Annotated in this window: 14 protein-coding genes; 7 read left to right on the top strand and 7 right to left on the bottom strand. The window is 42.2% G+C overall.

The window, feature by feature from the left end; genetic code table 11:
• Positions 1-9 precede the first annotated feature (9 nt).
• Positions 10-8,208, top strand: coding sequence for an amino acid adenylation domain-containing protein (locus tag NSQ70_RS02040; RefSeq protein WP_342502408.1), 8,199 nt, complete (start codon positions 10-12; stop codon positions 8,206-8,208).
• A 6-nt stretch (positions 8,209-8,214) separates the two neighbouring features.
• The gene (locus NSQ70_RS02045) at positions 8,215-8,955 is read left to right on the top strand and encodes an alpha/beta fold hydrolase (protein WP_160758155.1); all 741 of its coding nucleotides are present in this window, start codon (positions 8,215-8,217) and stop codon (positions 8,953-8,955) included.
• A 79-nt stretch (positions 8,956-9,034) separates the two neighbouring features.
• On the opposite strand, the gene NSQ70_RS02050 is transcribed toward NSQ70_RS02045, so the two are convergent.
• The 3 genes from NSQ70_RS02050 to NSQ70_RS02060 all read right to left on the bottom strand — a co-directional run bounded on the left by NSQ70_RS02050 (position 9,035) and on the right by NSQ70_RS02060 (position 12,190).
• Complete coding sequence (locus NSQ70_RS02050) at positions 9,035-9,727, bottom strand: ABC transporter ATP-binding protein (RefSeq protein ID WP_327862138.1); 693 nt, start codon at positions 9,725-9,727, stop codon at positions 9,035-9,037.
• 8 nt (positions 9,728-9,735) lie between these two features.
• On the bottom strand, positions 9,736-11,070 hold the full coding sequence (locus NSQ70_RS02055; protein ID WP_327862139.1) for a hypothetical protein: 1,335 nt from the start codon (positions 11,068-11,070) through the stop codon (positions 9,736-9,738).
• 193 nt (positions 11,071-11,263) lie between these two features.
• A complete protein-coding gene (locus NSQ70_RS02060) occupies positions 11,264-12,190 on the bottom strand; it encodes a DMT family transporter (RefSeq protein ID WP_060811887.1) in 927 nt (308 codons plus the stop codon).
• 131 nt (positions 12,191-12,321) lie between these two features.
• Between NSQ70_RS02060 and NSQ70_RS02065 the strand changes: the two genes are divergently transcribed.
• Positions 12,322-13,659, top strand: a complete 1,338-nt coding sequence (locus NSQ70_RS02065) for a PLP-dependent aminotransferase family protein (RefSeq protein WP_096880991.1) — start codon at positions 12,322-12,324, stop codon at positions 13,657-13,659.
• On the opposite strand, the gene NSQ70_RS02070 is transcribed toward NSQ70_RS02065, so the two are convergent.
• Entirely contained in the window at positions 13,646-14,347 is a 702-nt protein-coding gene (locus NSQ70_RS02070) for a 4'-phosphopantetheinyl transferase superfamily protein (RefSeq protein WP_327862140.1), read from the bottom strand. The two genes, NSQ70_RS02065 and NSQ70_RS02070, sit on opposite strands and share 14 nt — an antisense overlap.
• Before the next feature lie 143 nt (positions 14,348-14,490).
• Between NSQ70_RS02070 and NSQ70_RS02075 the strand changes: the two genes are divergently transcribed.
• Positions 14,491-15,351 (top strand): GyrI-like domain-containing protein, encoded by an 861-nt coding sequence (locus tag NSQ70_RS02075; RefSeq protein ID WP_098680843.1) that lies wholly within the window; start codon positions 14,491-14,493, stop codon positions 15,349-15,351.
• A 25-nt stretch (positions 15,352-15,376) separates the two neighbouring features.
• Here NSQ70_RS02075 and NSQ70_RS02080 read toward each other — a convergent pair whose 3' ends face one another.
• Together NSQ70_RS02080 and NSQ70_RS02085 are read right to left on the bottom strand one after the other, a co-directional pair.
• On the bottom strand, positions 15,377-15,967 hold the full coding sequence (locus NSQ70_RS02080; protein ID WP_342502409.1) for a hypothetical protein: 591 nt from the start codon (positions 15,965-15,967) through the stop codon (positions 15,377-15,379).
• Positions 15,968-16,052: 85 nt separating this feature from the next.
• The gene (locus NSQ70_RS02085) at positions 16,053-16,697 is read right to left on the bottom strand and encodes a YitT family protein (RefSeq protein ID WP_058336822.1); all 645 of its coding nucleotides are present in this window, start codon (positions 16,695-16,697) and stop codon (positions 16,053-16,055) included.
• A 546-nt stretch (positions 16,698-17,243) separates the two neighbouring features.
• On the opposite strand from NSQ70_RS02085, the gene NSQ70_RS02090 reads away from it, so the two are divergent.
• The 3 genes from NSQ70_RS02090 (at position 17,244) to NSQ70_RS02100 (ending at position 22,269) form a co-directional block, all read left to right on the top strand.
• A complete protein-coding gene (locus NSQ70_RS02090; protein ID WP_342502410.1) occupies positions 17,244-21,308 on the top strand; it encodes an isopeptide-forming domain-containing fimbrial protein in 4,065 nt (1,354 codons plus the stop codon).
• Positions 21,309-21,314: 6 nt separating this feature from the next.
• Entirely contained in the window at positions 21,315-21,875 is a 561-nt protein-coding gene (locus tag NSQ70_RS02095) for a class D sortase (protein WP_342499338.1), read from the top strand.
• A gap of 109 nt (positions 21,876-21,984) precedes the next feature.
• Positions 21,985-22,269 (top strand): AbrB/MazE/SpoVT family DNA-binding domain-containing protein, encoded by a 285-nt coding sequence (locus tag NSQ70_RS02100; RefSeq protein ID WP_039166253.1) that lies wholly within the window; start codon positions 21,985-21,987, stop codon positions 22,267-22,269.
• A 39-nt stretch (positions 22,270-22,308) separates the two neighbouring features.
• On the opposite strand, the gene NSQ70_RS02105 is transcribed toward NSQ70_RS02100, so the two are convergent.
• Positions 22,309-23,052: an amino acid ABC transporter ATP-binding protein gene (locus tag NSQ70_RS02105; RefSeq protein WP_007498183.1), complete on the bottom strand. Its 744-nt coding sequence runs from the start codon at positions 23,050-23,052 to the stop codon at positions 22,309-22,311.
• Between the last annotated feature and the right edge of the window lies 1 nt (position 23,053).

The raw sequence follows: 23,053 nt of genomic DNA on the forward strand, positions 1-23,053 counted from the left end.
AGAAGAAGAATGCTAGTTAGTAGACGAAAAGGAAATGCAGCAAATCATATTGTCAGGATCAATGGAAAACGAATCGATCTCAAAGCATTAGAGAAAGTCTTCATGCTTCACTTTCCACTAAAGGAATGTGCGCTCATCCCGAAGAAAAATCAAGAAGGAGGCCTATCGCTTGTGCTGTTTGCACAGGCGAAGGACCCTTCGTTGACAAGAGAGGATTTGATGAGAGGCCCGCTTCATCCTGATGAAGTGCCAGCCGCACTCGTCCTCGTCCCTTCCTTGCCGCGAAAAGAAAATGGAGCGGTCGATACCGAGGCGCTGCTTGCCATTGATGTACTAGATGAAGAGGAACGGAGAAAGATAGAAGAGCGCACGAAAGCCATAGATGGAGTAGAGGAAGCAGCCGTTTTGATAGAGAGTCAGACAGAAAAACAAACACCCTATCATTTAGATGACCTCTTCCCAGATAGACAGCGTACAAATGGAAACGAATCGTTTTCAAAAGATGAAGTCAGCCAAACCATACAATCCTCCGTACAAGAAAAACCACCAGCTCTTGTTTATGGAGGTGATGTGATCAGAAAACCAGGTACACCAGTCACATTGACAGAGGTACTGATCCGAGCCGCCTTTATGTCACCAAATCGCGGAGTCACGTATCTCAAAGAAGGCGGTCATGAGGTGATCCAGACTTACCCGGAATTACTCACAGGAGCGGAACGTGTCCTATCTGGATTAAGGGCAGCCGGACTTTCAAACGGCGATCAAGTGCTGCTTCAATTGAAGGACCATCAAGATTTTATCACGGTATTCTGGGGCTGTATTCTCGGTGGAATCATTCCAACCCCAGTCTCTGTACCGCCTGTGTATGATGAAATGAATCAAGGTGTGAACAAGCTCAAGGGCGTGTTTCAGCTTCAAAATGAACCATTCATTATTACAAACGAAGCGAGTGCTGAGGACATTGCAGGGCTACGTAAAACGTTTGAATCAAAAGCGATTCCGATTTTAACAATCGAAACATTACTTGCCTGTGACCCAGATGAACAGCATTATGAGCCAGAGCCGGATGAGCCTGTGCTTCAGCTGCTGTCCTCAGGAAGTACGGGTGTGCCAAAGTGTATCCGGCACAACCATCAAAGCATTTTATCTAGAATCATTTCCTTTGAGCAGGCAAATGGTTTCACGCATGAGGATGTATCAATGAACTGGATGCCGCTTGATCATGTAGGGGGCATTGTCATGTTTCATGTCCATGATGTCTACCTCGGCTGCCAGCAAATTAGTCCATCCATTGATCAATTTATCGAACGGCCGATGGTGTGGCTGGATTGGGTAGAAAGATACGGTGTCACAAGGACGTGGGCGCCAAACTTTGCCTTTGCGATGATGAATGAATATGAAGACGACATTCGCAAAGGGAGCTGGGATCTCTCCACCTTGACCTATATCATGAACGCCGCCGAAGCAGTTGTTCCTAAAGTGACGCAGCGTTTCATGCACATCATGGGTGAGCACGGATTAAGCCGCCATGCGATGGTGCCGGCTTATGGCATGTCAGAAACATCATCAGCCATTGTCCAGTCAAAAGAATTCATGCGTCATGATGATCAGGGTGGACAACTGACCATTGATCAGACCTCATTAACAAGTGAGATTCAATATGTGACGCACGATCATCCGCACAAGATAACTTTTACAGAAGTCGGTGCACCAATCCCTTCTGTATGGATTCGGATTGTAGACGAGCATCACCAAGTGCTGCCAGAAGATCAAGTCGGCCGCTTGCAGGTGAAGAGTCCAACGATTATGATGGGCTACTTTCAAAATGAGGAAGCCAATGAAGAAGTATTTGCGGAAAACGGCTGGTTTCATACAGGAGATTTAGGATTTATTCATGAAGGGCGCCTTGTCCTCACAGGACGGGAAAAGGATATCATCGTCATCAACGGAGCGAACTATTTGAATTACGAAATTGAAGCCGTTGTGGAAGAAGTTGAGGGGGTTGAAGTCACCTTTGCCGCTGCTTACGGCATTTACAATCCCGAATCAAGTAATGACACACTCGCCATCTTTTTTGTCACGCAGAAGGATTCGATAGAGGATCAAATCACAATGATTCAGCAGATTAGAGAGAGCATCATTCGCAAAATGGGAATCGAACCTGACCATATCATTCCGGTGAAAAAAGACCAATTTCCGAAAACAGAAAGCGGAAAAATCCAACGTGCCCAACTAGGTGCGGCACTGAAAGATGGGGTATTTCATGACATTGAACGTGCACTTGATCTTGCTTCGGAAAATGAACAAACCCTTCCAGATTGGTTCTTTAAACGTATTTGGGTAAAAGAGAATATCGGTCCATCTCAGCCAGTCTCCACTGATCATGTACTCGTATTTGAGGATGAAAAAGGGCTTTATCAATCGCTTTATACACAATTTGAACAAATGAACCTGCCTTATGTTTCTGTGAAAAAGGGTTATGAATTTTTACGCCTGTCAAAAGGGATGTATCAGATGAACCCTCGAATCAAGGGGGATTACGTCAGGCTTGTGGCGGCGCTTGAAGCCGATGAATTAAAAATTGACCGTATGCTCCACTTGTGGAATGTATCAGACAAGGAGATGATTGCGAGCCCTGCGCAGTTCAAAGAACTGAATGCAAGCACTAGCCAATCCATTTTGTATTTGTATCAAGCATTGAGACAAGCAAATAAAGAGCCGATGCGTCTCGTTGTTGTCACAAAAGGTGGTCAATTTGTAAAACCGCAAGATGAGCTTCATGTGGAGAAAACGTCTCTTGCCGGATTATTAAAAACCATCCCGCAAGAATGGGAAGGGGCAGAAGTGTCTCACCTTGATATTGAAGCGGAGAATGTGGAACAGGATGCCAAGCATATTACGGATGAACTAGGTGCGATTCATTTGAAAGCAGAAGTGTCTTACCGGCATGGCCAGCGCCTCGTACCAAAGCTGGAAAAAGTGAATATGATGACGGCACCTCAGACAGAAGGGTTTTTAGAATATGAAGGCTTGTACTTGCTGACTGGCGGGCTTGGCGGTATTGGATTTGAACTGTCTAAGCAAATGCTCCAATTTGGCTTGAAGCTCGTGTTAATTGGACGGACATCCCTTGAAGAAGACAGAGAAAAAGAGGCGTCATTCTCACAACTTAAAGATCTGGGAGACGTCCTTTATGTACGAGCCGATGTGACGAATTTATGTGACGTCGAGCGGGCGATATATGAAGCAGAAAAGCATTTCGGACAGTCGATCCGAGGAGCGCTTCATTTAGCCGGTGCTGGCAATGTATCTGAGCATTTTCAGCATGTGGATACGTACACACTGGCTCATACAACAGAAGAAGATTTCGTCAAAGAACTTTCAGGGAAGGCAGATGGTGCTTGGGTGCTGCAAGAAGCCTTCAAGCATGATCCGTCAGTTCCACTCGTCTTTTTTGGATCAGTAAATGGCTTTTTTGGCGGCACCACATTTGGCGCATATTCTGCGGCGAACAGCTTTTTAGATGGACTCGCACATGCCCTTACCTATCATGAGGGAAGAAGAGCGATTTCGTTGAATTTCAGCATGTGGGATAATCTTGGTTTGTCTAAGGGACATACTGGGGCTGCGCTAACCGTTCGCAAGGGCTTTCAATTGATTGGAAAAAAACAAGGACTCCATTCATTATGTCTAGGTGTTCGGCTGAATGAAGCGCATCTATTTATTGGCCTAGATGGGGCGAATCAAGAAATCGCTGAACATCTTCAACCAGCACCAATACCACATTTTGAAAAGAAACTGTACTATACGGTGCAATCAGGCAAAGAAGTGGATGTTGACAAGATCACAGGAATCATAGAGGGGAAATGGGACATCAGGCAAGTGGAAGATATACCGAAAAAACAAGATGGCTCTATTGATCACGAAGCCCTCAAACAGTTCCATCACAAACACGCACAGCCGTTTGAAAAGCAATTGCCAGAAACGAAGACAGAGCAGGTGCTTGCGGCCATCTGGGAGGATATTTTAGAAGTCGATCGTGTGTACAAAGAGGATCAATTCTTTGATCTTGGTGGACATTCATTAAAGGCGACTCAAACGATTTCTCGTATTAATCATGAGTTTTCAATAAAGGCACCGCTAAAAATATTATTTGAAAGCAAGAATCTGGCACACTTGGCACAAATGGTCGATGACATCAATGGAGCACCTGCCATTCAGGAAGCCAGCATTCCAAAGTTGGAAAAACGAACAAGCTATGAGCTGTCACACGCTCAAAAGCGAATTTGGTTCTTATCTACATTAGAAAAGAGCCATCATTACAATATATTAGGTGCTTGGAAGCTGATGGGCCAATTACACATCCAAACGTTAACAAAGGCGATCGGTCTCTTAACAAAACGTCATGAAGCACTGCGCGCAACATTTCAAACCATTGGCGGCAAGCCGGTTCAAGTCATCCGTGAAGATCTTCCGCCATCAGTAACCGTTGCGAACTTCTCATTATTTAATGAAAAAACAAGAGCGAGAAGATTGGAACAGCTGATTCAGCAAGAGGCGAACCGCATCTATGACTTAGAACGGGGACCACTTGCACAATGGACAATTGTTGATATGGGGAAAGAGGAATATTACTTGCTTTGTGCGCAGCATCATATCATTTCCGATGCATGGTCGCTCAGCCTGCTTATTCAAGAATTAGAAGTCGTGTATGGTGCGCTATTATCAGAGAAAACGCCTGAGTTACCTGCACTTGAGATTGAATGGACCGATTATGTTCATTGGGAGAATGAGCAATTAAAGAACCACCAGGAGGCTCAGAGCTATTGGCTAGAAACGTTACAAGGAGAGTTGCCGGTATTAGAGCTCCCGTTTGACCGTCCTCGTCCGCCGGTTCAAACATTTAATGGGGCTACAGAGCAAATCGTGATAGATGAACCGCTTGTTCGTCGTTTACATGCCTTGTCGAGGCAGCAGGGGACAACACTATTTATGACGATGTTGTCAGCCTATTATGTCCTGCTTCACAAGTTGTCTGGACAAACAGATGTCATTGTTGGATCGCCGATCGCTGGCCGTGATGTCGAACAATCAGAGAAGCTCGTCGGCATGTTTGTCAATACATTGGCGCTGAGACAGGACGTTTCAAAAGCCGATACCTTTGCCGATTTACTGGCAAAGGTGAAAGAAATGACGTTAAAAGCCTTTGAGCATCAGCATTATCCATTCGACAAGCTTGTGGATGACCTTTCAATGGATAGAGACCTAAGTCGTTCACCAATTTTCCAAGTCGCCATGGGGTATGTCACTGATTCGCTGGATATCAACCTAAAAGGACTGACATCGGAACAAGTGATGGTCCATCATACCGTCTCTAAATTTGATCTCACCTTGCATGTATTTGAGCAGGAGGACAAGCTGTCTATCCATGTGGAATATAATACGGATTTATTTGAGCAAGAAACGATCCACCGTATGATGAATTATTATCTCAATCTGTTAGATGGCATGACGGCTCAGCCTGAACGGACATTTGCTGACTTTTGCGTCATGGACAAAACAGAACAGGATGCCATGATCATAGGGAAAAATCAAACTGACACGCCTTATCCAAAGCGTACGCTGCAAGAATTATTTGAAGAACAAGTGCAGCGTGACCCGCACCGGATTGCTGTATCTTATATGGAAGAGCATATGACGTATCAAGATTTAGACGAGAAGGCGACAAAACTGGCTGCCTATTTACAGTCAAAGGGCGTTGGACCAGGTTCACTTGTCCCGATGCTGTTTGATCGTTCGTTTGACATGATGGTCTCAGTTCTAGGGATCGTCAAGTCGGGTGCTGCTTATGTACCGATGTCACCTGAGTATCCAGATGCCCGCATCGGTCTGATCGTTCGCGATACACAAAGCGATATCATCTTAACCCAGTCGCATCTGATTAATCGTTTAGACGATCTGAGCGGCACAAAGATTGAAATGGACAAGCCGTTACCAGAAACAGGCGCAGTGTATCAAAGGGAAAAATCGATTGTAGGAGAAGACCAGCTTGCCTATGTTAACTACACTTCAGGCTCAACAGGCACACCAAAAGGCGTGATGCTTCCTCATGCAGGAGTGGTCCGCTTAGTGAAAGAAACAAACTATATTGAGCTTGGTTCAGAAGATAAAATGCTTCAGCTGTCTAACTATGCATTTGATGCCTTTACCTTTGAATTATGGGGAATGCTGCTCAATGGCGGTCAGCTGGTTCTGATCCCGAAATATGCTGCTCTGAATATGGACGAATTAACTCGTTTAATCAAAACGCATCAAGTCACAGCCAACTGTTTGCCAACTGCATTATTCAACCGGCTGATTGAGCATGATCCAAAAAGTGTAGCTGGATACCGTACATTACTTGTTGGCGGAGAAGCCATGTCTAGTGAGCATGCACGAAAGGCATTGCCACATATGAAGGGTGTGCTGATCAATGCTTACGGTCCAACAGAAAACACAACATTAGCGACCACTTATCAAGTCACACACGTACCGGAGGATGCAAGATCAGTACCAATCGGTGTGCCAGTCGCCAACTCAACGGTTGTCATACTAGATGATCATCTCAATCCAGTACCAACAGGCGTCAAAGGAGAAATCTATATCGGCGGAACAGGGCTGGCAAAAGGATATTTGCATGACCCAGAGCGCACGCAGGAGCGGTTTATTGACAATCCATTCCCGGCATTAAAAGGGGACAAACTGTATCGTTCCGGTGACCTAGGGAAATGGCGGTCTGATGGCAGTATTGAATACCTTGGCCGAAAAGACAACTTGGTCAAAATTAGAGGCTACCGAATTGAATGTGGAGAAATTGAGACAGCTCTGCTCAAACACCCACAAGTAAAAGAATGTACCGTCATTGCTAAAACGTATGGCAGCTCAAAACGGCTGGCAGCCTACCTTGTCACAGATGGGGGAGAGCCTGTTCCCGGATGGAAAGCATTTTTACAGGAAAGCCTGCCAGGCTATATGATTCCAAGTTACTTTATCGTACTTGACGCAATTCCCGTCACAACGAATGGGAAGGTCGATCAAAAAGCATTGCCGGAGCCGACAGACGCAGTCTCTTCCTCACATGAAGACGATCAACCGGCAACAGAAACACAGCAGCTGATTGTGACAGCTTTCAGTGAAGTGCTTGGTGTCAAACGAGTAGGAATTCATGATTCATTCTTTGATTTAGGCGGAGATTCGATTATGAGTATTCAAGCCGTTGCCAAATTAAAAGAAAAAGGTGTCCGTGTTGATCCGAAATGGATTTTCATGCACCCAGCGCCAGCGCAGTTAGCGGCATATTTGGACACAGTGCCAGAAACAGGCGAGTCTGTCGAAAGAGCGCCGAAAGACTATGTGATCGAGTTGAAAAAAGGGGATCCGGCTGAACCGAGAATTTTCTTTGCACCGCCTGCTGGTGGAACGGTGATGGGTTATATCGATGTGGCCAAGCTCATGACACATGAAGGAGCTGTTTACGCCTTGCAGTCTCCAGGCTTGTATGAGGATGAAGAACCACAATTCCTTCATTATACAGAGCTTGTCACCATTTTTATTGAAGCCATTGAGACATTCTATCGACCAGGCATTGATTATTTGGCAGGGCATTCCATGGGCGGACATCTTGCTTACGGAATGAATCAGAGACTCTGTCATGCAGGAAAAGCGCCAAAAGGATTGATCATTTTAGATACGGTTCCGGTATTAAGAGATGAGGCAGATCAAGCGCTTCATGCCGATATGAACGAAGAAGAAGTGAAAATGCTGGCCCTCGTCCTAGGTATGGGGAACCTCGTCGGCATCAAACCAGAAGCATTACAAGGGCTCAGCTTCCAAGAAGTGAAGCAGAAAATCCTTAAAGAAGCAGAAAAGGATGAAGTCGTTCATCAATTTATGAATGATCACTATTTAGATAAATACTTGCAAATGCAGACTCATAATACCATCATGTCACAAGCCATTGAATTAGAAAAAGACCCATTCTCTGTGCCGTTTTATATTATACAAAGCAGCGATCACGCCACAGATTTCCAGAAGAAATTTGCCGATTGGGAAGCTTACACGAGAGAAACGTGCTCGTATTATCAAATAAAAGGCGACCATGTGACCATGATGAAAAGACCGCAGGCAGATCAACTTGCGCAGATTCTTGAAACGATCGTAAAGGGGTAAGGACGTATGAACCAATTATTTAAAACCTTTGAAAAAAAATCAGATCTCATTCAGCTTATTTGTTTTCCTTTTGCAGGCGGATATTCCGCCTCTTACCGTCCGCTCTTTGAACAGCTGAAGGACACGGCCGAAGTGACAGCAGCAGAACCTCCGGGTCATGGAACGAACCTCATGCCGCTTGAAACAAGCATTGACCGGCTGGCTGAATTGTATAAAGAAGGACTGACAGGCAAATTAAACCGTCCATTTATTTTGTTCGGACATTCCATGGGCGGACTTGTGGTGTACAGGCTGACTCAGTTGCTAGAAAGGGAAGGCATCGATCCGGCAGCAGTTGTCATTTCTGCCATTCAGCCGCCGCAAACCAAAAGACAAATATTGACCCATTTATCGAATGAAGCATTTGTTCAGCATATTGCTGAAATGGGCGGGATTCCAAAAGAATTGTTAGAGAACAAGCCAATGATGGATTACTTTACACCATCCTTACGTGCCGACTATCAAGCATTAGAATCCTTCCAGCACACAGACAAAACAATCATTGAATCACCCGTTTATTTATTGAACGGAAAGCAAGATAAGAAATGTATTGAAGACGCAGACGGCTGGCTAACATGGGCAAACGCCATCGAACGCACTGATTTCGAAGGAGGCCACATGTATATCAACACACACCTCGAGCAGTTCGCAGAACATATGAGGCATGTCATTGAGCAGACAACAAAAAGGCAATTCATCAGCCAATAAAAGAAAACAACGGCCCCGTCAAACGAGGGCCGTTGTTTTCTATAGCTGAATATCATTTTAAACGCAGAGAAACTGCTATTTAGGATAACGTTTCAAAGAATCTTTTTTCAAGCTGACCTTCATCAAATATTTCTTCGGAAGGTTTTTTTTCTGAATGAACGATTTGTCCTTCATTTATAAAAAGGATCTCGTCACATAAGTTAGCGGCAAATTGCAGGATGTGTGTAGAAAGAATGATCGTTTTATTTTGAGCCTTAAATTCTCTTAGATGTCTTTTCATAAGTGTCATATTTGCTGGGTCTAGACCGGTAAATGGTTCATCTAATAAGATAATAGATGGATTGTGTAAGGTGGTTAATATAAAAGAAATTCTCTGCCTCATCCCTCGGGATAGAAAAGAAGAGCGAATATGGGCTTGTTTTTCAAGCCCATATTTTTCTAATAAATGTTGAATCTGTTTTTTATTTAACGGTTGTTCAACTAGCATGGATTGATATTTAATCAATTCGAAGCATGTTAAGTTTTCAAAAAGTGTTGGATCATCTTCCATGTAACCGACAGTTGAAAAACCATTTGCTATATCCTTTTGTATGATCAATTCACCTTTATCTGGTGTGATCAACCCCGCGATTATTTCAAGAATGGTTGTTTTTCCAGCACCATTTTTGCCTAATAATCCAACAATTGAGCCTTTATGAAAATGTAATTCATGAATTGATATTTTGAAGTTGGACTCTGTATATTCCTTGGTTAGATCATGAATTGAAAGCATACAATCCCTCACTCGAATAATGTTTTAATTGATTGACAGTTTTTGTTAATCGTTTTATCCCAAAATAAAAACATGATGACGATGATGATCACTGTACAAGCAATCATGATCGTATTTGCCGCAATAAAAGAGGCTAGGTTATATGAGGACATAACGGATAAGCCTAAAATGAAACTGAAGCAAAGGTTTAATGTTAATTTGCTCAGTGTGCTAGGAACTTGATACACATACTCCCATTTAAAATAAGGAAATAGAACAGTAGAACCAACTGTGCATACGCCTATTAAAACGCTACTAACTAACAAAGTAAATATCACATAAAAGGGGTGATCTACATTTATTGTAAAAGTAGAAAAGATAGCATATACAATACAAAAAAACATATGTAATAAAACGGATAATATCAACTTAGAGTTTATTTTGTTCTTTATAAAGTGAGGTAACCTATGTTTTAAAGGAATAATGGGACCATCAACATCAAAAGAGACATAAGATTGAAGGGCGTTAGAAATAAAAATCATAGGGAATATCACACTAAAGATAAACAAAAAATCATTTTCTATATTCAGTGTTTCGATTTGGTTTGTATGAACACCATACAGAATGAGAGTAAATAGACCACCAGATATTGTTAATATAAATAGTAAAACCGACCATTGTATTGGAGGGTTTCTCAAAAGAAGGGTGATTTCAAAAAATAAAATATGATCGAAAGATCTTGATGTTGTGTTTTGATGATTTCTATCCTTCTCATCTGAATGGAAGATAGGCGTATATCTAAGGTTCTTTTTCCAATTGATTAACAAAATAAGACAAGTAAGAAAGATCAAAGCAGCAAGCGTAAGCACCAATTGGTTAGAAAAAGGAATAGAAAATAATTCGAATTTAAAAACAAAAAACATCCAAGAAGCAATGATCCCAGTGGTGATGTATTGAATCATGGGTGTGATTGAAAAGAATCTAGGTCTAGTAAGAAGTAATAATAAGTTCAATCTAAGTAAATATCCGAATAATAACGAGCTAATGCCTAAGGCTCCAAGAATAAAAGAATGATACAAAGCATGTGTGTTTAAAATCATGCAGAAAGAACCTAAAAAAAAGCATATAAAACCAATCATGACACCGAAAAATTTACTCATATCTTTCCCAAAAATATATTGATCCATATTCAATTTCAGGATGGCCATTTGTTTTTTATCTGAAGAAAATAAGATTCGCATAAGACTTTTATCAAGGTGAATCGTTGTTAAAAAAATGAAAAATGAGATGTAGATGATTGATACGTTTTTGATAAAAAACGCAAGCAGTCCACCTAGGAAGAGTGGTGCTAGTATGTAGTTCATCACAAATAACACATATAAATAAGGTCTGTTACGTTGATAGCCTCTTAACTCGTTGAGGATCAATATCTTTGTATATACTATAAATATATGCACTCATAACACGTCCATTTTAGTTTGTATAATAAGGAAAGGTTCTCCCTCCTTATTATACAAAAAAATACAAGACAATAAATGGTTTTGTTGTTAGTTTTGTCTAGTTCTTCTGTGTTGAATTCCCCTTCCTCACCACATTCCCGCCAATCACTCCGCCAATGACGAGCACAGCCCCGATGAGGTGAACCATATCAATCGTTTCATGTAAAATAAGCACGCCAGCGGCAATGGTAATGAAAGCAGAAAGATTGTTAAAGATACTCACCTTTGCTGCTTCAAGGTGGGAAAGAGCATAGTTTGATAAATACGCTGTGAGCAGTGAAGAGAGAATGCCTAAAAAGAGCATAGACCATACAAAGGATGGCTGCGTAAACGGACTGAAAAACTGCGGTAGTGTAGCATTTACCGAGTGCCGAATGAGAGCAGCAGCATTAAAGAAGACAAATCCAAAGAATGTCATCACGAAAGTCAGTTCAATGACATGGAATCGCCGTGTCATCACCCTGGCAAATACGCTATAGGCACTGGATGATAAGGCTGAAAGTAAGATCAGCACATAACCAATGAGATGAGAATGTTTCACATCAATTCCCTTCACCACAAAGAGGAGCATCACCCCGGACACAGAAAGAATGGTAAACAGCACCTGAATCGAGGTAGGGCGTTCCTTTAAACACCATGCTGCAAGCACCATTGTCAAAATAGGGATGGTCGCCTGAATAATGCCGGCCTCTGATGAAGAGGTAAACATCAGCCCCCACACTTGAAATGCAAAAAACAACACAGGATAAAGCAAGGAAAATGGCACAATGTAAATGAGATCACGCCATTGAATGGAAAAACGGTACTTTTTTCGTAAAAATGGAAATAACAAAAGAGCGGCTGCGAAAGAAACAGTAAATCGGTGTGCTAATACATCAATTGGATTCGCTGATGCTAAGGCCACTTTGACAAACAAGAATGAAAAACCAATAATACAGGCGTATGCGATCGAAGCAGCATACGCTTTTTGTTTTGACATATCCATCAGAATTCTCCTTACACGAGCATGCATGCTTCAGTTGAATTGACCGGTTCTGTCTTTTTATCGTAAACGGATCAAGTAAAGTGTACAATAAGAGTTATTCATATCTGTACCGGTACAAGGAGGGTAGTACTGTGAGAAAATATGATCAGCTTGTGTTGAATATAAAAAACAAAATCGAGAGCGGTGAATACAATGCTGGAATGAAAATTCCATCCATTCGTCACTTAGCGGCTCAATATGCTGTGAGCAAAAGCACTGTCATAAAAGCACTAGACACATTAGAGCGTGAACACTTGCTGTACTCTGTAGAAAGAAGTGGCTATTTTGTCGTGAAAACCAATCAGTCAGCCGTTAAGAAGGGCAGCACATGGATTGATTTTGCTTCCTCTGCGCCTGATCCCATTGTGTTTCCGTATGTCGATTTTCAGCACTGCATCAATCAAGCGATTGATCTGTATCAAAATGATTTATTTATTTATGGCACCACCAATGGATTACCATCTTTACTGCCAATCATTTCAAAGCGTTTAACGGATTATCAAGTGTTTGCCTCTCCAGAACAGATCGTCATGACTTCTGGTATTCAGCTGGCTTTATCGATTTTAAGCACCATCCCGTTTCCAAATGGAAAACAGACCATATTGGTCGAACAGCCAGGCTATCACCTATTCCTCCAATACTTAGAGAAAAACCAGCTACCTGTCCGGGGAATCCAGCGGACGGAAAAAGGACTCGATCTTCAGGAATTGGAGCGTATCTTCCGAGAGGAGGATATTCGCTTTTTCTATACGATGCCAAGATTTCAAAACCCGCTTGGAACGAGTCTGTCGAAACAAGAAAAAATAGCGATTGCAGCCCTTGCCGAAGCATATGATGTCTACATCGTTGAAGACGATTATTTGGCTGATTTAGAATTCGATATAAAAAGAGACCCGATCTATTCATATGATCAGGCGGGGAAGGTCATTTATTTAAAAAGCTTCTCAAAAATCATTTTTCCGGGGCTTAGAACAGGTGCTGTCGTCTTACCAAACGAGCTGATTGGCCCCTTTAGTGAACATAAACGGCTTATTGATATCGACAGCTCGATGCTCTCGCAGGCTGCTTTAGAAATTTATTTGAAAAGCGGGATGTTTGAGCGTCATAGAGAAAGGATGCAGGCGACCTATAGAGCTCGATCCAAACAACTTGTGGCCTGTTTGAAAAATGATCAAGGCGCTTATGCGCTGGGAGAAGAGGAGCCAGCTACCCATACCCACGTTCGTGTCGACCGGTCCATTCCGATGAATCAGCTCATTCAGCAGCTAAAAAAGGCTTCTGTGATGGTTCAGCCGATCGACCGCCATTTTATTTCTACTTATCAAAAGGAGCCTATACTTCAACTGAACATTTGGCATGTAAAAGAAGAGGAAATCGCACGAGGCGTCGATTTGCTAAAATCATCACTTCAACAAATCACACGTTATTAAGGCGAGATAGCATGTTCTCACAAGTGAGTATCTCGACGTGCTCAGCCGCAGCAGGTTTTCTTGTACAAACCGCCATTTGGTAGGCAGGATCAAGTGAATATGTTTGGACAACGCAAGGGGCTTCGTGATCAGGTAATCTCAAAGTAGCCTGTCCATCCTCTGACAAGCGAGCGGTAAAGGATGAAAGACCATAGGATATTCCCTTCCCTGTCAGCTTGATAAAAGCCTCCTTCATGGACCATAAATGAAAGAAATAGGCTTCCTGCCGTTCTGCCGGCTGTGAGAGTAAATCTTGATATTCGTCAGCTGAAAAAAATCGTTTGGCAATGGCTAAATCAATCGGTTTAATCTCTTCAATATCAATGCCAACAGGCGCATCATCTACTGCGCCCACGACCCAATCACCAGAGTGAGAAAGATTAAAATGAAAAGAAGGAATTTGCCGGACAACAGGCTTTCCATTCCCTTCTGTTTCAAAAATGATCTGTTCCATAGGCAGTGCGTACATCTCATGAATGATGTGACGAATCAGTACCTCACCTAAAAGCGTTCTTCTTGCATCGATCAAAAAACGAAAGCGCTCAGCGGCGGCGCGTTTTTCAAGTGATACAAAAGGCTTCAGCTGTTCTATTTGTTTTCGTGCATTTGTATCATCTAAAGGTTGTAATTGAATAGCGAAAATCTTCATAACGGACCTCAATTTTTTACATTTATTGTACCATTGGATGAACCCATGCAAAAGAGAAACAGACATCCTGTTCAATGAAAGCACAAAATGACAGGAAGGTGCGGGCGGTTCTCGATATAGTTGAAAAGGAAGGAGAGGGAAAAATGATTCACTTGATCATGGATAGTATCAATTATATGGAAGAGAGGCTGGATCAGCCTTTGCAGATCGAAGAAGTGGCAGAGGCCGCCTGTATGTCTAAATTTCATTATCAGCGGCTATTCCATATGCTGACAGGAATTGCAGTAGCAGAATATATTCGCAAAAGACGATTAACCCTTGCGGCAGAAGAATTCATGACCAAGCAAGTGAAAGTCATTGATGCGGCGGTGAAGTATGGCTATGAAACCCCAGAGTCGTTTGCGAAAGCCTTCAAGCGGCATCACGGATATACACCGGCAGCAGTGAAAACAGGCGAGTATACAGTGAAAGCATATCCCCGTCTCTCCTTCGAACTTCAAATAAAAGGAGTCGAACCGATGCATTATCGAATTGTGGAAAAGGATTCATTTTCAATCATGGGCAGAAGACTAAAGACAACAACAAAGAATAGCCAAAATAAACAGGATATTCCCGCCTTTTGGAAGCGTGTCAATCAAGAAGGATGGACGGATTCACTGGCTCATGCAGCTGGAGAACTCGGATATATCGGTGTATGTGCGCATTTTGATGAAACGCTTGAAACATTTGACTATATCATTGGGATTGAGCAAGGTGAGGAACAACCAGATTCGACCATGACAGTCGAGCAGATTCCGGCCAGTACGTGGGCTGTATTTCAGGCAAAGGGGCCTGTCGAAACCGCTGTGCATTCAACATGGACACGTATTTTCACAGAATGGTTTCCTGCCTCAGGATATGAGCATGCTGGGGGAATGGAGATGGAAACGTATCCTTTAGATGGAGAGATACATTCTCCAGATCATGTGACATTGATTTGGATTCCAATCCGTAAACAATCATAAAAAAGGCAGCGTATCTCGCTGCTTTTTATCCTTGTTTGAGGACGTGAACACCGTTTGGATCGGTCGTATTCATCCCATGAGAATCCATCATCTTCACTTCAAGTAAAGAGAGACGTTCTCCCTTTTTCCAATGAATAGGTTGTGTCAAACCGTCCAGCAACTGATCCACCGCAGGTGTATGAGTCAAATCAGGTACTGCGATCGTCATCTCGGCAATTGCTTCTTCACCAGTTTCAATCACATCTGTCCGCCGCTGCAATTCAAGCCTTAAGCGCATTGGTGTAGAAAGAAACGTTCTTCGCTCCCCGGTCTGGATTGCCCAGTTTCTCTTTTGCGCTTGTACCAGCAACTGATCATATTCATCATTAGTCACTAGAAAGCCGATGTGATCAAAAAGGACTTTTTTACTATAACCAAATGTGATATTGATCTGTCCCTTTCTCATCTCAATGATTCGGAAAGAGGGCTTCTTCTCTCTAAAATCATCCCATGTCTGCGGAGGAGGAAAGGAACCTTCCTTTGCGAAACGACCCTTTACTTCAAAGCCTAATGAAGTGTACGCCTGCTCCGTCTCCTCAACAAATGGTGTCCAGTAATGATAATGGAAAAGCTGCATCAGAGGATCATCTCCTGTTTTAAGAATATTTCGTCTATTTAGTTTAGCACAAAACAAGCCATTCTTTTAGTAGAATGGCTTGTTCTTATCGGATAAGGGTTTGAACAGGTTTCTCCGCTGTTTTTGTAATGAGCAGCTGCAAGAGCCGTGTCGATTGTGGCAATGAAAAGCGAAGGACGAGTCCAGTAAAGATGGCCGTCAGAATCGTTCCAATGCCAATCGGGCCGCCGAGCATCCATGCAAATAGGAGCACGGTTAACTCAATACCATTTCGAACCCACTGTACGTTCAGCCCTGTTTTTGCTGAGATGAGCAGCATTAATGAATCTCTTGGCCCAGCGCCAAGATTAGCTGAGACATAAATGCCAACGCCATACCCAGACACAATCACGCCCGTAATAAATACATATAAAGCAGGTAAATACCCATGTGGTGCAGGTAATACTGCATTAAAGAAATCAATAAACACGCCAATCAGCACCATATTGAGAAGGGCGCCGATCTTTGGAAAAGATTTCGTGAAAACAGATGTCAGTGTCACAATGAGTGCACCAATAATGATCGACCATTGTCCAATGGTTAAACCAAAATGCTGAAACAGTCCATAATGAAAAGCGTCCCACGGACCAATGCCAAGGATCTTTCCTTTCACTGTCAGCGATAGTCCAAAAGCAAGTACAATCAATCCAACAAAATAAAAAAACCAACGTAAAAGATGTTCCCGCTTCAAAAGCTTTCCCTTCTTTCTTAAACACTCGATTTCAATCGTAACATACTCGCACGCCCCTTTAAATGGCTTTGCTCAATTGTAATCGCTTACTCAATAAAAAGAATTTTTTCCATAAAAAGAGCAGAAAACATCAAATTTTGGAGCAAGACTTTTGCCTTGTTTTTTTTAACAAAGTAAACCAATAATTAACAATTTTTATGAAAATAAGAAAAAAATTCAATATAAAATGACAAAAAAACAACCTTTATCCAATTAAAGAATATTCAAGATAAATTAGAATAGATTGTATGTGAATTGCGCCGTTAGGCCTGTTTTTATTGATAGATAAAATATTTAATACACGATAAAAAAACTTGTTTTATTGGAAAAAACATAGATGGATCAGATGTCGAAAGCTGTATATGACAAAAGGGCTATTTTTGTCGAAAATAGTCTTTTAGTCATGTTGAGGGTTCTGAAATGTTACTGATATTCTTTACCAAAGTGTGGGAGGTGAACTGGTACATACCATTATGATTTAGAGCAGGGAAAAGGGGATGTCAAAAAATGAACATATTAAAAAGAACGAGTCAATTATTTCTAATATTGGTGCTGATTGCTGGGAATTTATTAACAGTTTCGCCACCTGTTACGAAAGCCGCTGGGACAGTGGTTGTCAATAACGCAGATTCCTACATGATTGGAAATGGGAAGTTAGTTCTTTATCAGCTTGATGGGCAAAATCCAACAAACGTAAAGGCTAGTGTACAGGTGAAGGGAATTAATTCGACTGTAGTGAACGGTGTTGCTGTGAATGATCAAGAAAACACTGTGTATGCAACTACGACAGCAAGTGGAGAGCCAGTTCTTTATAAAATAAATGCGACCACTGGACAAGCAGAGCGTGTAGGTGTTTTAGGCGGAAGAGCGCCTAATGCCGTTGTTTATAACGGTAAATATATTCATTCGTATGCGGTTGATGGAGAACCCTACCTTGCAACGTACGACTTAGCAACTGGTCAAAAAACGTCCAAGAAAATTGTCGGTTATGACGTTGGTCCTGGCATTGGCGGAGACATTGGCGGAGACCTTGTCGTCGATAAGGATGGCTATCTTTGGTTCGCATCTAATACCAGTGGGTCCATTGCGCAAATGAATCCTGAAACAGCTGAAGTCATTCGAGTGATTCCAATCACAAATGCAGATGGTAAACCGATTGAGGGAGGAGTACGAGGAATTAGCTTTTTGCCCAATGGACAAATGCTATTACAATCAGGAAAAGATGACTCTATTGGTCATTCTACTCTTTTTACACTTGATGCGAAAACATTAAGTACAACATATATGGGTACTGTAGGTGATTCATTATCTTACGACTTAGCTTCAAGGGTGAAGCCTGAATTCGATCCATATCCCCCTAACCTTGAATCAGAAAAATCTGTTGCTTTACAGAAAAAAGCAGAAGGCAACACAGATGAAAAGCATCCAGAAGTAGGCGACACTTTGCTTTATACAATTAGAGCAAAAAATACGGTGCAATTCGGCATTCTTAAAAATCTGATCATATCAGATAACCTTCCGAGCAGCTTAACCTATGTTTCTGGATCTCTTAAGGTAGATGGCACAAGCGTAACAGATGCAAAGGATCAAGACAAAGGTGATTTTACAAATGGTACTGTGACAGGTCAAATAGGTGATGTGAAAGACACCGATTGGCACACTGTGACATTTGAAGCGAAAGTAGCAAAAGGGCAAGCGGGTAAAGATATTCAAAATACAGCGAATGTCAAAGGGGAAAACACACCGCCAGACAATCCAACAACAAACATAGAAATTTATCCTCGTGATCCGAAGCTTGAATCAGAAAAATCAGCGGTCTTACAGAAAAAAGCAGATGGGAATACAGATGAGAAGCACCCAGAAGTAGGGGACACATTGCTGTATACCATTCAAGCCCGTAACGCTGTTGAAGATAGTGTAATAGAAGACCTTGTGATTTCTGACAAGTTACCTCAAGGATTATCTTATGTACCAAATTCACTTCAGGTAGATGGAAATCCAGTCACAGATGTAAAAGATGACGACAACGGTGATATGACAGATGGAACTGTCACTGGAACGTTCGGTGAAGTGAAAGATACGAAATGGCATACCGTGACGTTTGAAGTCACAGTTGAAAAAGGCCAGGCAGGCAAAGATATTCAAAATACAGCGAGTGTCACAACCGGCAACACACCGCCAGACGAGCCGACAACGAATGTAGAGATCTATCCTCGTGACCCAAAACTGACTTCTGAAAAATCAGCGGTCTTGCAGGAAAAAGCAGATGGCAATACAGATGAGAAGCATCCAGAGGTCGGTGATACACTTCTTTATACGATTAAAACAAAGAATACGATAGAAGACAGTCTCGTTGAAAATTTAGTGATCTCAGACGAACTGCCGGAAGGATTAGCGTATGTGCCGGATTCACTTCAAGTGGATGGAGAGGCAGTCACTGACGCAAAGGATGACGATAACGGAGACTTCACAGATGGTACCATTTCAGGACAATTTGGTGACATTCAAGATACAGATTGGCATACCGTGACATTTGAAGTGACGGTTGAAAAAGGACAATCTGGCAAAGACATTCAAAATACAGCGAGTGTCACAGGTGAAAACACACCACCAGACGATCCGACAACAAAAACAGAAATCTATCCTCGTGATCCAAAGCTAGAATCAGAAAAATCAGCGGTCTTGCAGAAAAAAGCTGAAGGTAACAAAGATGAGAAGCATCCAGAAGTAGGAGATACCCTGCTTTATACAATTAAAACAAAGAACACGATAGAAGACAGCCTTGTGGAAAATCTAGTGATCTCAGATCAATTACCAAAAGGGCTGACGTATGTCGCTGGGTCTCTTGAAATTGATGGAGAATCTGTCACAGATGTGAAAGACGACGATAGCGGAGACTACACAGATGGAAAGGTCACAGGTTATTTTGGTGATGTGAAGGACACGGACTGGCATACCGTGACGTTTGAAGTGACAGTTGAAAAGGGACAGGCTGGTCAAGACATTCAAAACACTGCCGAAGTAACAGGTGAAAACACACCGCCAGATGATCCAACAACGAAAACAGAAATTTATCCTCGTGAACCAAAACTAGCATCAGAAAAGACAGCGAGCATTCAGAAAAAAGCAGAAGGGAACACAGATGAAAAAACACCACAGGTAGGCGATACCCTTCTGTATACGATCAAAACAAAGAATCTTGAAGAGGACAGCATCGTCGAAAATCTCGTGATTTCAGATCAACTGCCAGAAGGTCTTGAATATGTCGAAGGATCATTAAAAGTAGATGACCAAGCCGTCACAGATGCAAAAGATGACGATAACGGAGATTACACAAAAGGCACAGTGACCGGACAATTTGGTGATATCAAAGACACGGACTGGCATACTGTGACGTTTGAGGCGAAAGTAGCCAAAGGACAAGCAGGGAAAACCATTCAAAATACAGCAAAAGTAACAGGCGAAAACACACCGCCAGATGAACCGACAACCGAAACAAACATTGATCCAAGAGATCCAAAGCTTGAATCAGAAAAAACATCTGAGATTGCTCAAAAAGCAGAAGGCAATACAAATGAAAAAGAAGTACAAGTAGGCGACACTCTCCTTTACACGATCAAAACAAAAAATAGTGTAGAAGACAGTATCATCAAAGATCTAGTCATTGCAGATCAACTGCCAGAAGGTCTTGAATACGTCGAAGGGTCATTAAAAGTAGATGACCAAGCCGTCACAGATGCAAAAGATGACGATAACGGAGATTACACAAAAGGCACAGTCACCGGACAATTTGGTGATATCAAAGACACGAACTGGCATACTGTGACGTTTGAGGCGAAAGTAGGCAAAGGCCAATCAGGTAAAAGCCAATCAGGTAAAAGCATTCAAAACACAGCAAAAGTAACAGGCGAAAACACACCGCCAGATGAGCCGACAACCGAAACAAACATTGATCCAAGAGATCCAAAGCTTGAATCAGAAAAAACATCTGAGATCTCTCAAAAAGCAGAAGGCAATACAAATGAAAAAGAAGTACAAGTAGGCGACACTCTCCTTTACACCATCAAAACAAAAAATAGTGTAGAAGACAGTATCATCAAAGATTTAGTCATCGCAGATCAACTGCCAAAAGGTCTTGAATACGTCGAAGGGTCACTAAAAGTAGATGACCAAGCCGTTACAGATGCAAAAGATGACGACAACGGAGACTACACAAAAGGCACAGTGACCGGTCAATTTGGCGATATCAAAGATACGGACTGGCATACGGTGACTTTTGAAGCGAAGGTCGCGAAAGGATCTGAAGGTAAAACCATTCAAAATATCGCAGTTGTGAAGGGTGATAATGTTGACGAACCAGACAAACCTGAAAACTCAACAACGGTAGTACCGCCGCATGTGCCAGAGGTGCCAGCAAATCCAGAGCAGCCTTCTCATTCAGAACCGGATACACCTGGTCATCATCTTCCGAACACTGCAACAGAGATGTACAACCTTTTACTAGCAGGATTTGCACTTGTACTAATAGGTGCATCCCTTATTGTATGGAAAAGAAGAAAAAGAAACGGATAATCGTCCATGTTTCAAAAAAACATCTCAGCTCTATTGATTACAGCGGGTATTTGTTTTGTGATTGTAGGATATATGAAAATCGTTGATGGACAAAGACAAGTAGATCAATCATTCCAGTCTGCGCAAGCAGCCATCCAGCAAAAGGGGAAAATGGATTCCTCTTTTGTGCCGGAGGCTGGTGAAACCATTGGGCTCTTGCACATTCCAAAGTTAAACGCTGAGTTACCAATTGTAGAAGGAACAGCGGCGGAGGATTTGGCAAAGGGAGTGGGTCATTATCACGAGAGCTATTTTCCTAACGAACAGGGACAAATCGTTTTATCTGGGCATCGTGATACTGTGTTTAGACGAACAGGAGAACTTGTGAAAGGGGATCAACTTGTCATAGAGCTTTCATACGGTCGGTTTACCTATGAAATTGAGAAAACAAAGATTGTGAAAAAAGATGATCAAAGTATTATTACACTACAACAGGAAAAGGAAGAACTTGTCCTCACCACATGTTATCCTTTTTCTTTCATTGGTCCTGCGCCAAACAGATATATTATATATGGGAAGCGTGTTTAGCCACTGGATCAGCCTGCAGCTCATTCTTTCATTAACCGATTAGAGCGCTTAATCCCTTGATAAACAGGGAATCTTCTATATCATATCTAGAGATGCAGGGGGGGTCAATTTGTTAAATAAAGAAGATGTAAAGTATATAGATAACGTTGGAAGAATTGTCCTGCCGACAGATATAAGAAAACGGTTGAAAATTCATCCACAAGATTTTATTGAAATCTATCAAGAAGAAAGTCATATTGTGATAAAGCCTTATTGGCGGGATAAACCTTGTATCGTTACAGGGCAAGTCACCTGTTCCAATAAGGCGCTGTCAGGCGGTGTAGTTGTCAGCCCAGAGGGAGCGAGACTGCTCCTGCAAGATTTACTAGCGCTGCGGCTGCAAAAAGAGATATAAAAAAAGGCTGTTCTCACATGATGAGAACAGCCTTTTTGATCATACTGGATTCAAAATCCGATTTAAGAATTGTTTTGTTCGTTCTTCCTTTGGTCGTTTGAAGATTTCTTCAGGAGGACCTTGTTCGACGATCACGCCGCCATCAATAAAAATCACTTCGTCCGCCACTTCTTGGGCAAACTTGATTTCATGTGTGACAACCGCCATCGTCCAGCCTTCTTTCGCTAAATCTTTCATGACCTTTAAGACTTCTCCGACAAGCTCAGGATCAAGCGCAGAGGTTGGTTCATCAAAAAGCATAAGCTCTGGCTGAATGGCAAGTGCACGGGCAATGCCGACACGCTGCTTTTGACCACCTGACAGCTGGAAGGGATACAAATCTTTTTTATCCTCAAGTCCTACCTTTTGCAGGAGCTGAATCGCTTCTTTTCGCACCGCTTCTTTCGGACGGCGCTGGACTTGGACTGGACCTTCCATCACATTCTCAAGAACAGTGCGATGTGGGAACAGATGATAATCTTGAAACACCATGCCTGACTTCCGGCGAAGCTTGAGCAAATCAGCTTGTTTATTTTTTTTAGAAAAATCAATCGAGAAATCATCGAAGGTAAAGGAGCCGGCATTTGGAATTTCAAGTGCATTTAAACAGCGAAGCATCGTTGTTTTTCCTGAACCTGATGGACCAAGAATCGCCACAACCTGCCCTTTGTTGATCGTAAAATCAATCGACTTTAAAATCTCATTTTCACCAAAGGATTTGTTTAAGCCTTTGACTGTTAGCATG

This window comes from Bacillus sp. FSL R5-0397 (assembly GCF_038593395.1).
Taxonomy (GTDB): Bacteria; Bacillota; Bacilli; order Bacillales; family Bacillaceae; genus Bacillus; species Bacillus altitudinis.

Excerpts from the sequence above, each read along its gene's own strand:
- NSQ70_RS02040 (WP_342502408.1), top strand. The coding sequence starts at position 10 with ATGCTAGTTAGTAGACGAAAAGGAAATGCAGCAAATCATATTGTCAGG.
- NSQ70_RS02045 (WP_160758155.1), top strand. The coding sequence starts at position 8,215 with ATGAACCAATTATTTAAAACCTTTGAAAAAAAATCAGATCTCATTCAG.
- NSQ70_RS02050 (WP_327862138.1), bottom strand. The coding sequence starts at position 9,727 with ATGCTTTCAATTCATGATCTAACCAAGGAATATACAGAGTCCAACTTC.
- NSQ70_RS02055 (WP_327862139.1), bottom strand. The coding sequence starts at position 11,070 with ATGAACTACATACTAGCACCACTCTTCCTAGGTGGACTGCTTGCGTTT.
- NSQ70_RS02060 (WP_060811887.1), bottom strand. The coding sequence starts at position 12,190 with ATGGATATGTCAAAACAAAAAGCGTATGCTGCTTCGATCGCATACGCC.
- NSQ70_RS02070 (WP_327862140.1), bottom strand. The coding sequence starts at position 14,347 with ATGAAGATTTTCGCTATTCAATTACAACCTTTAGATGATACAAATGCA.
- NSQ70_RS02075 (WP_098680843.1), top strand. The coding sequence starts at position 14,491 with ATGATTCACTTGATCATGGATAGTATCAATTATATGGAAGAGAGGCTG.
- NSQ70_RS02080 (WP_342502409.1), bottom strand. The coding sequence starts at position 15,967 with ATGCAGCTTTTCCATTATCATTACTGGACACCATTTGTTGAGGAGACG.
- NSQ70_RS02090 (WP_342502410.1), top strand. The coding sequence starts at position 17,244 with ATGAACATATTAAAAAGAACGAGTCAATTATTTCTAATATTGGTGCTG.
- NSQ70_RS02095 (WP_342499338.1), top strand. The coding sequence starts at position 21,315 with ATGTTTCAAAAAAACATCTCAGCTCTATTGATTACAGCGGGTATTTGT.
- NSQ70_RS02105 (WP_007498183.1), bottom strand. The coding sequence starts at position 23,052 with ATGCTAACAGTCAAAGGCTTAAACAAATCCTTTGGTGAAAATGAGATT.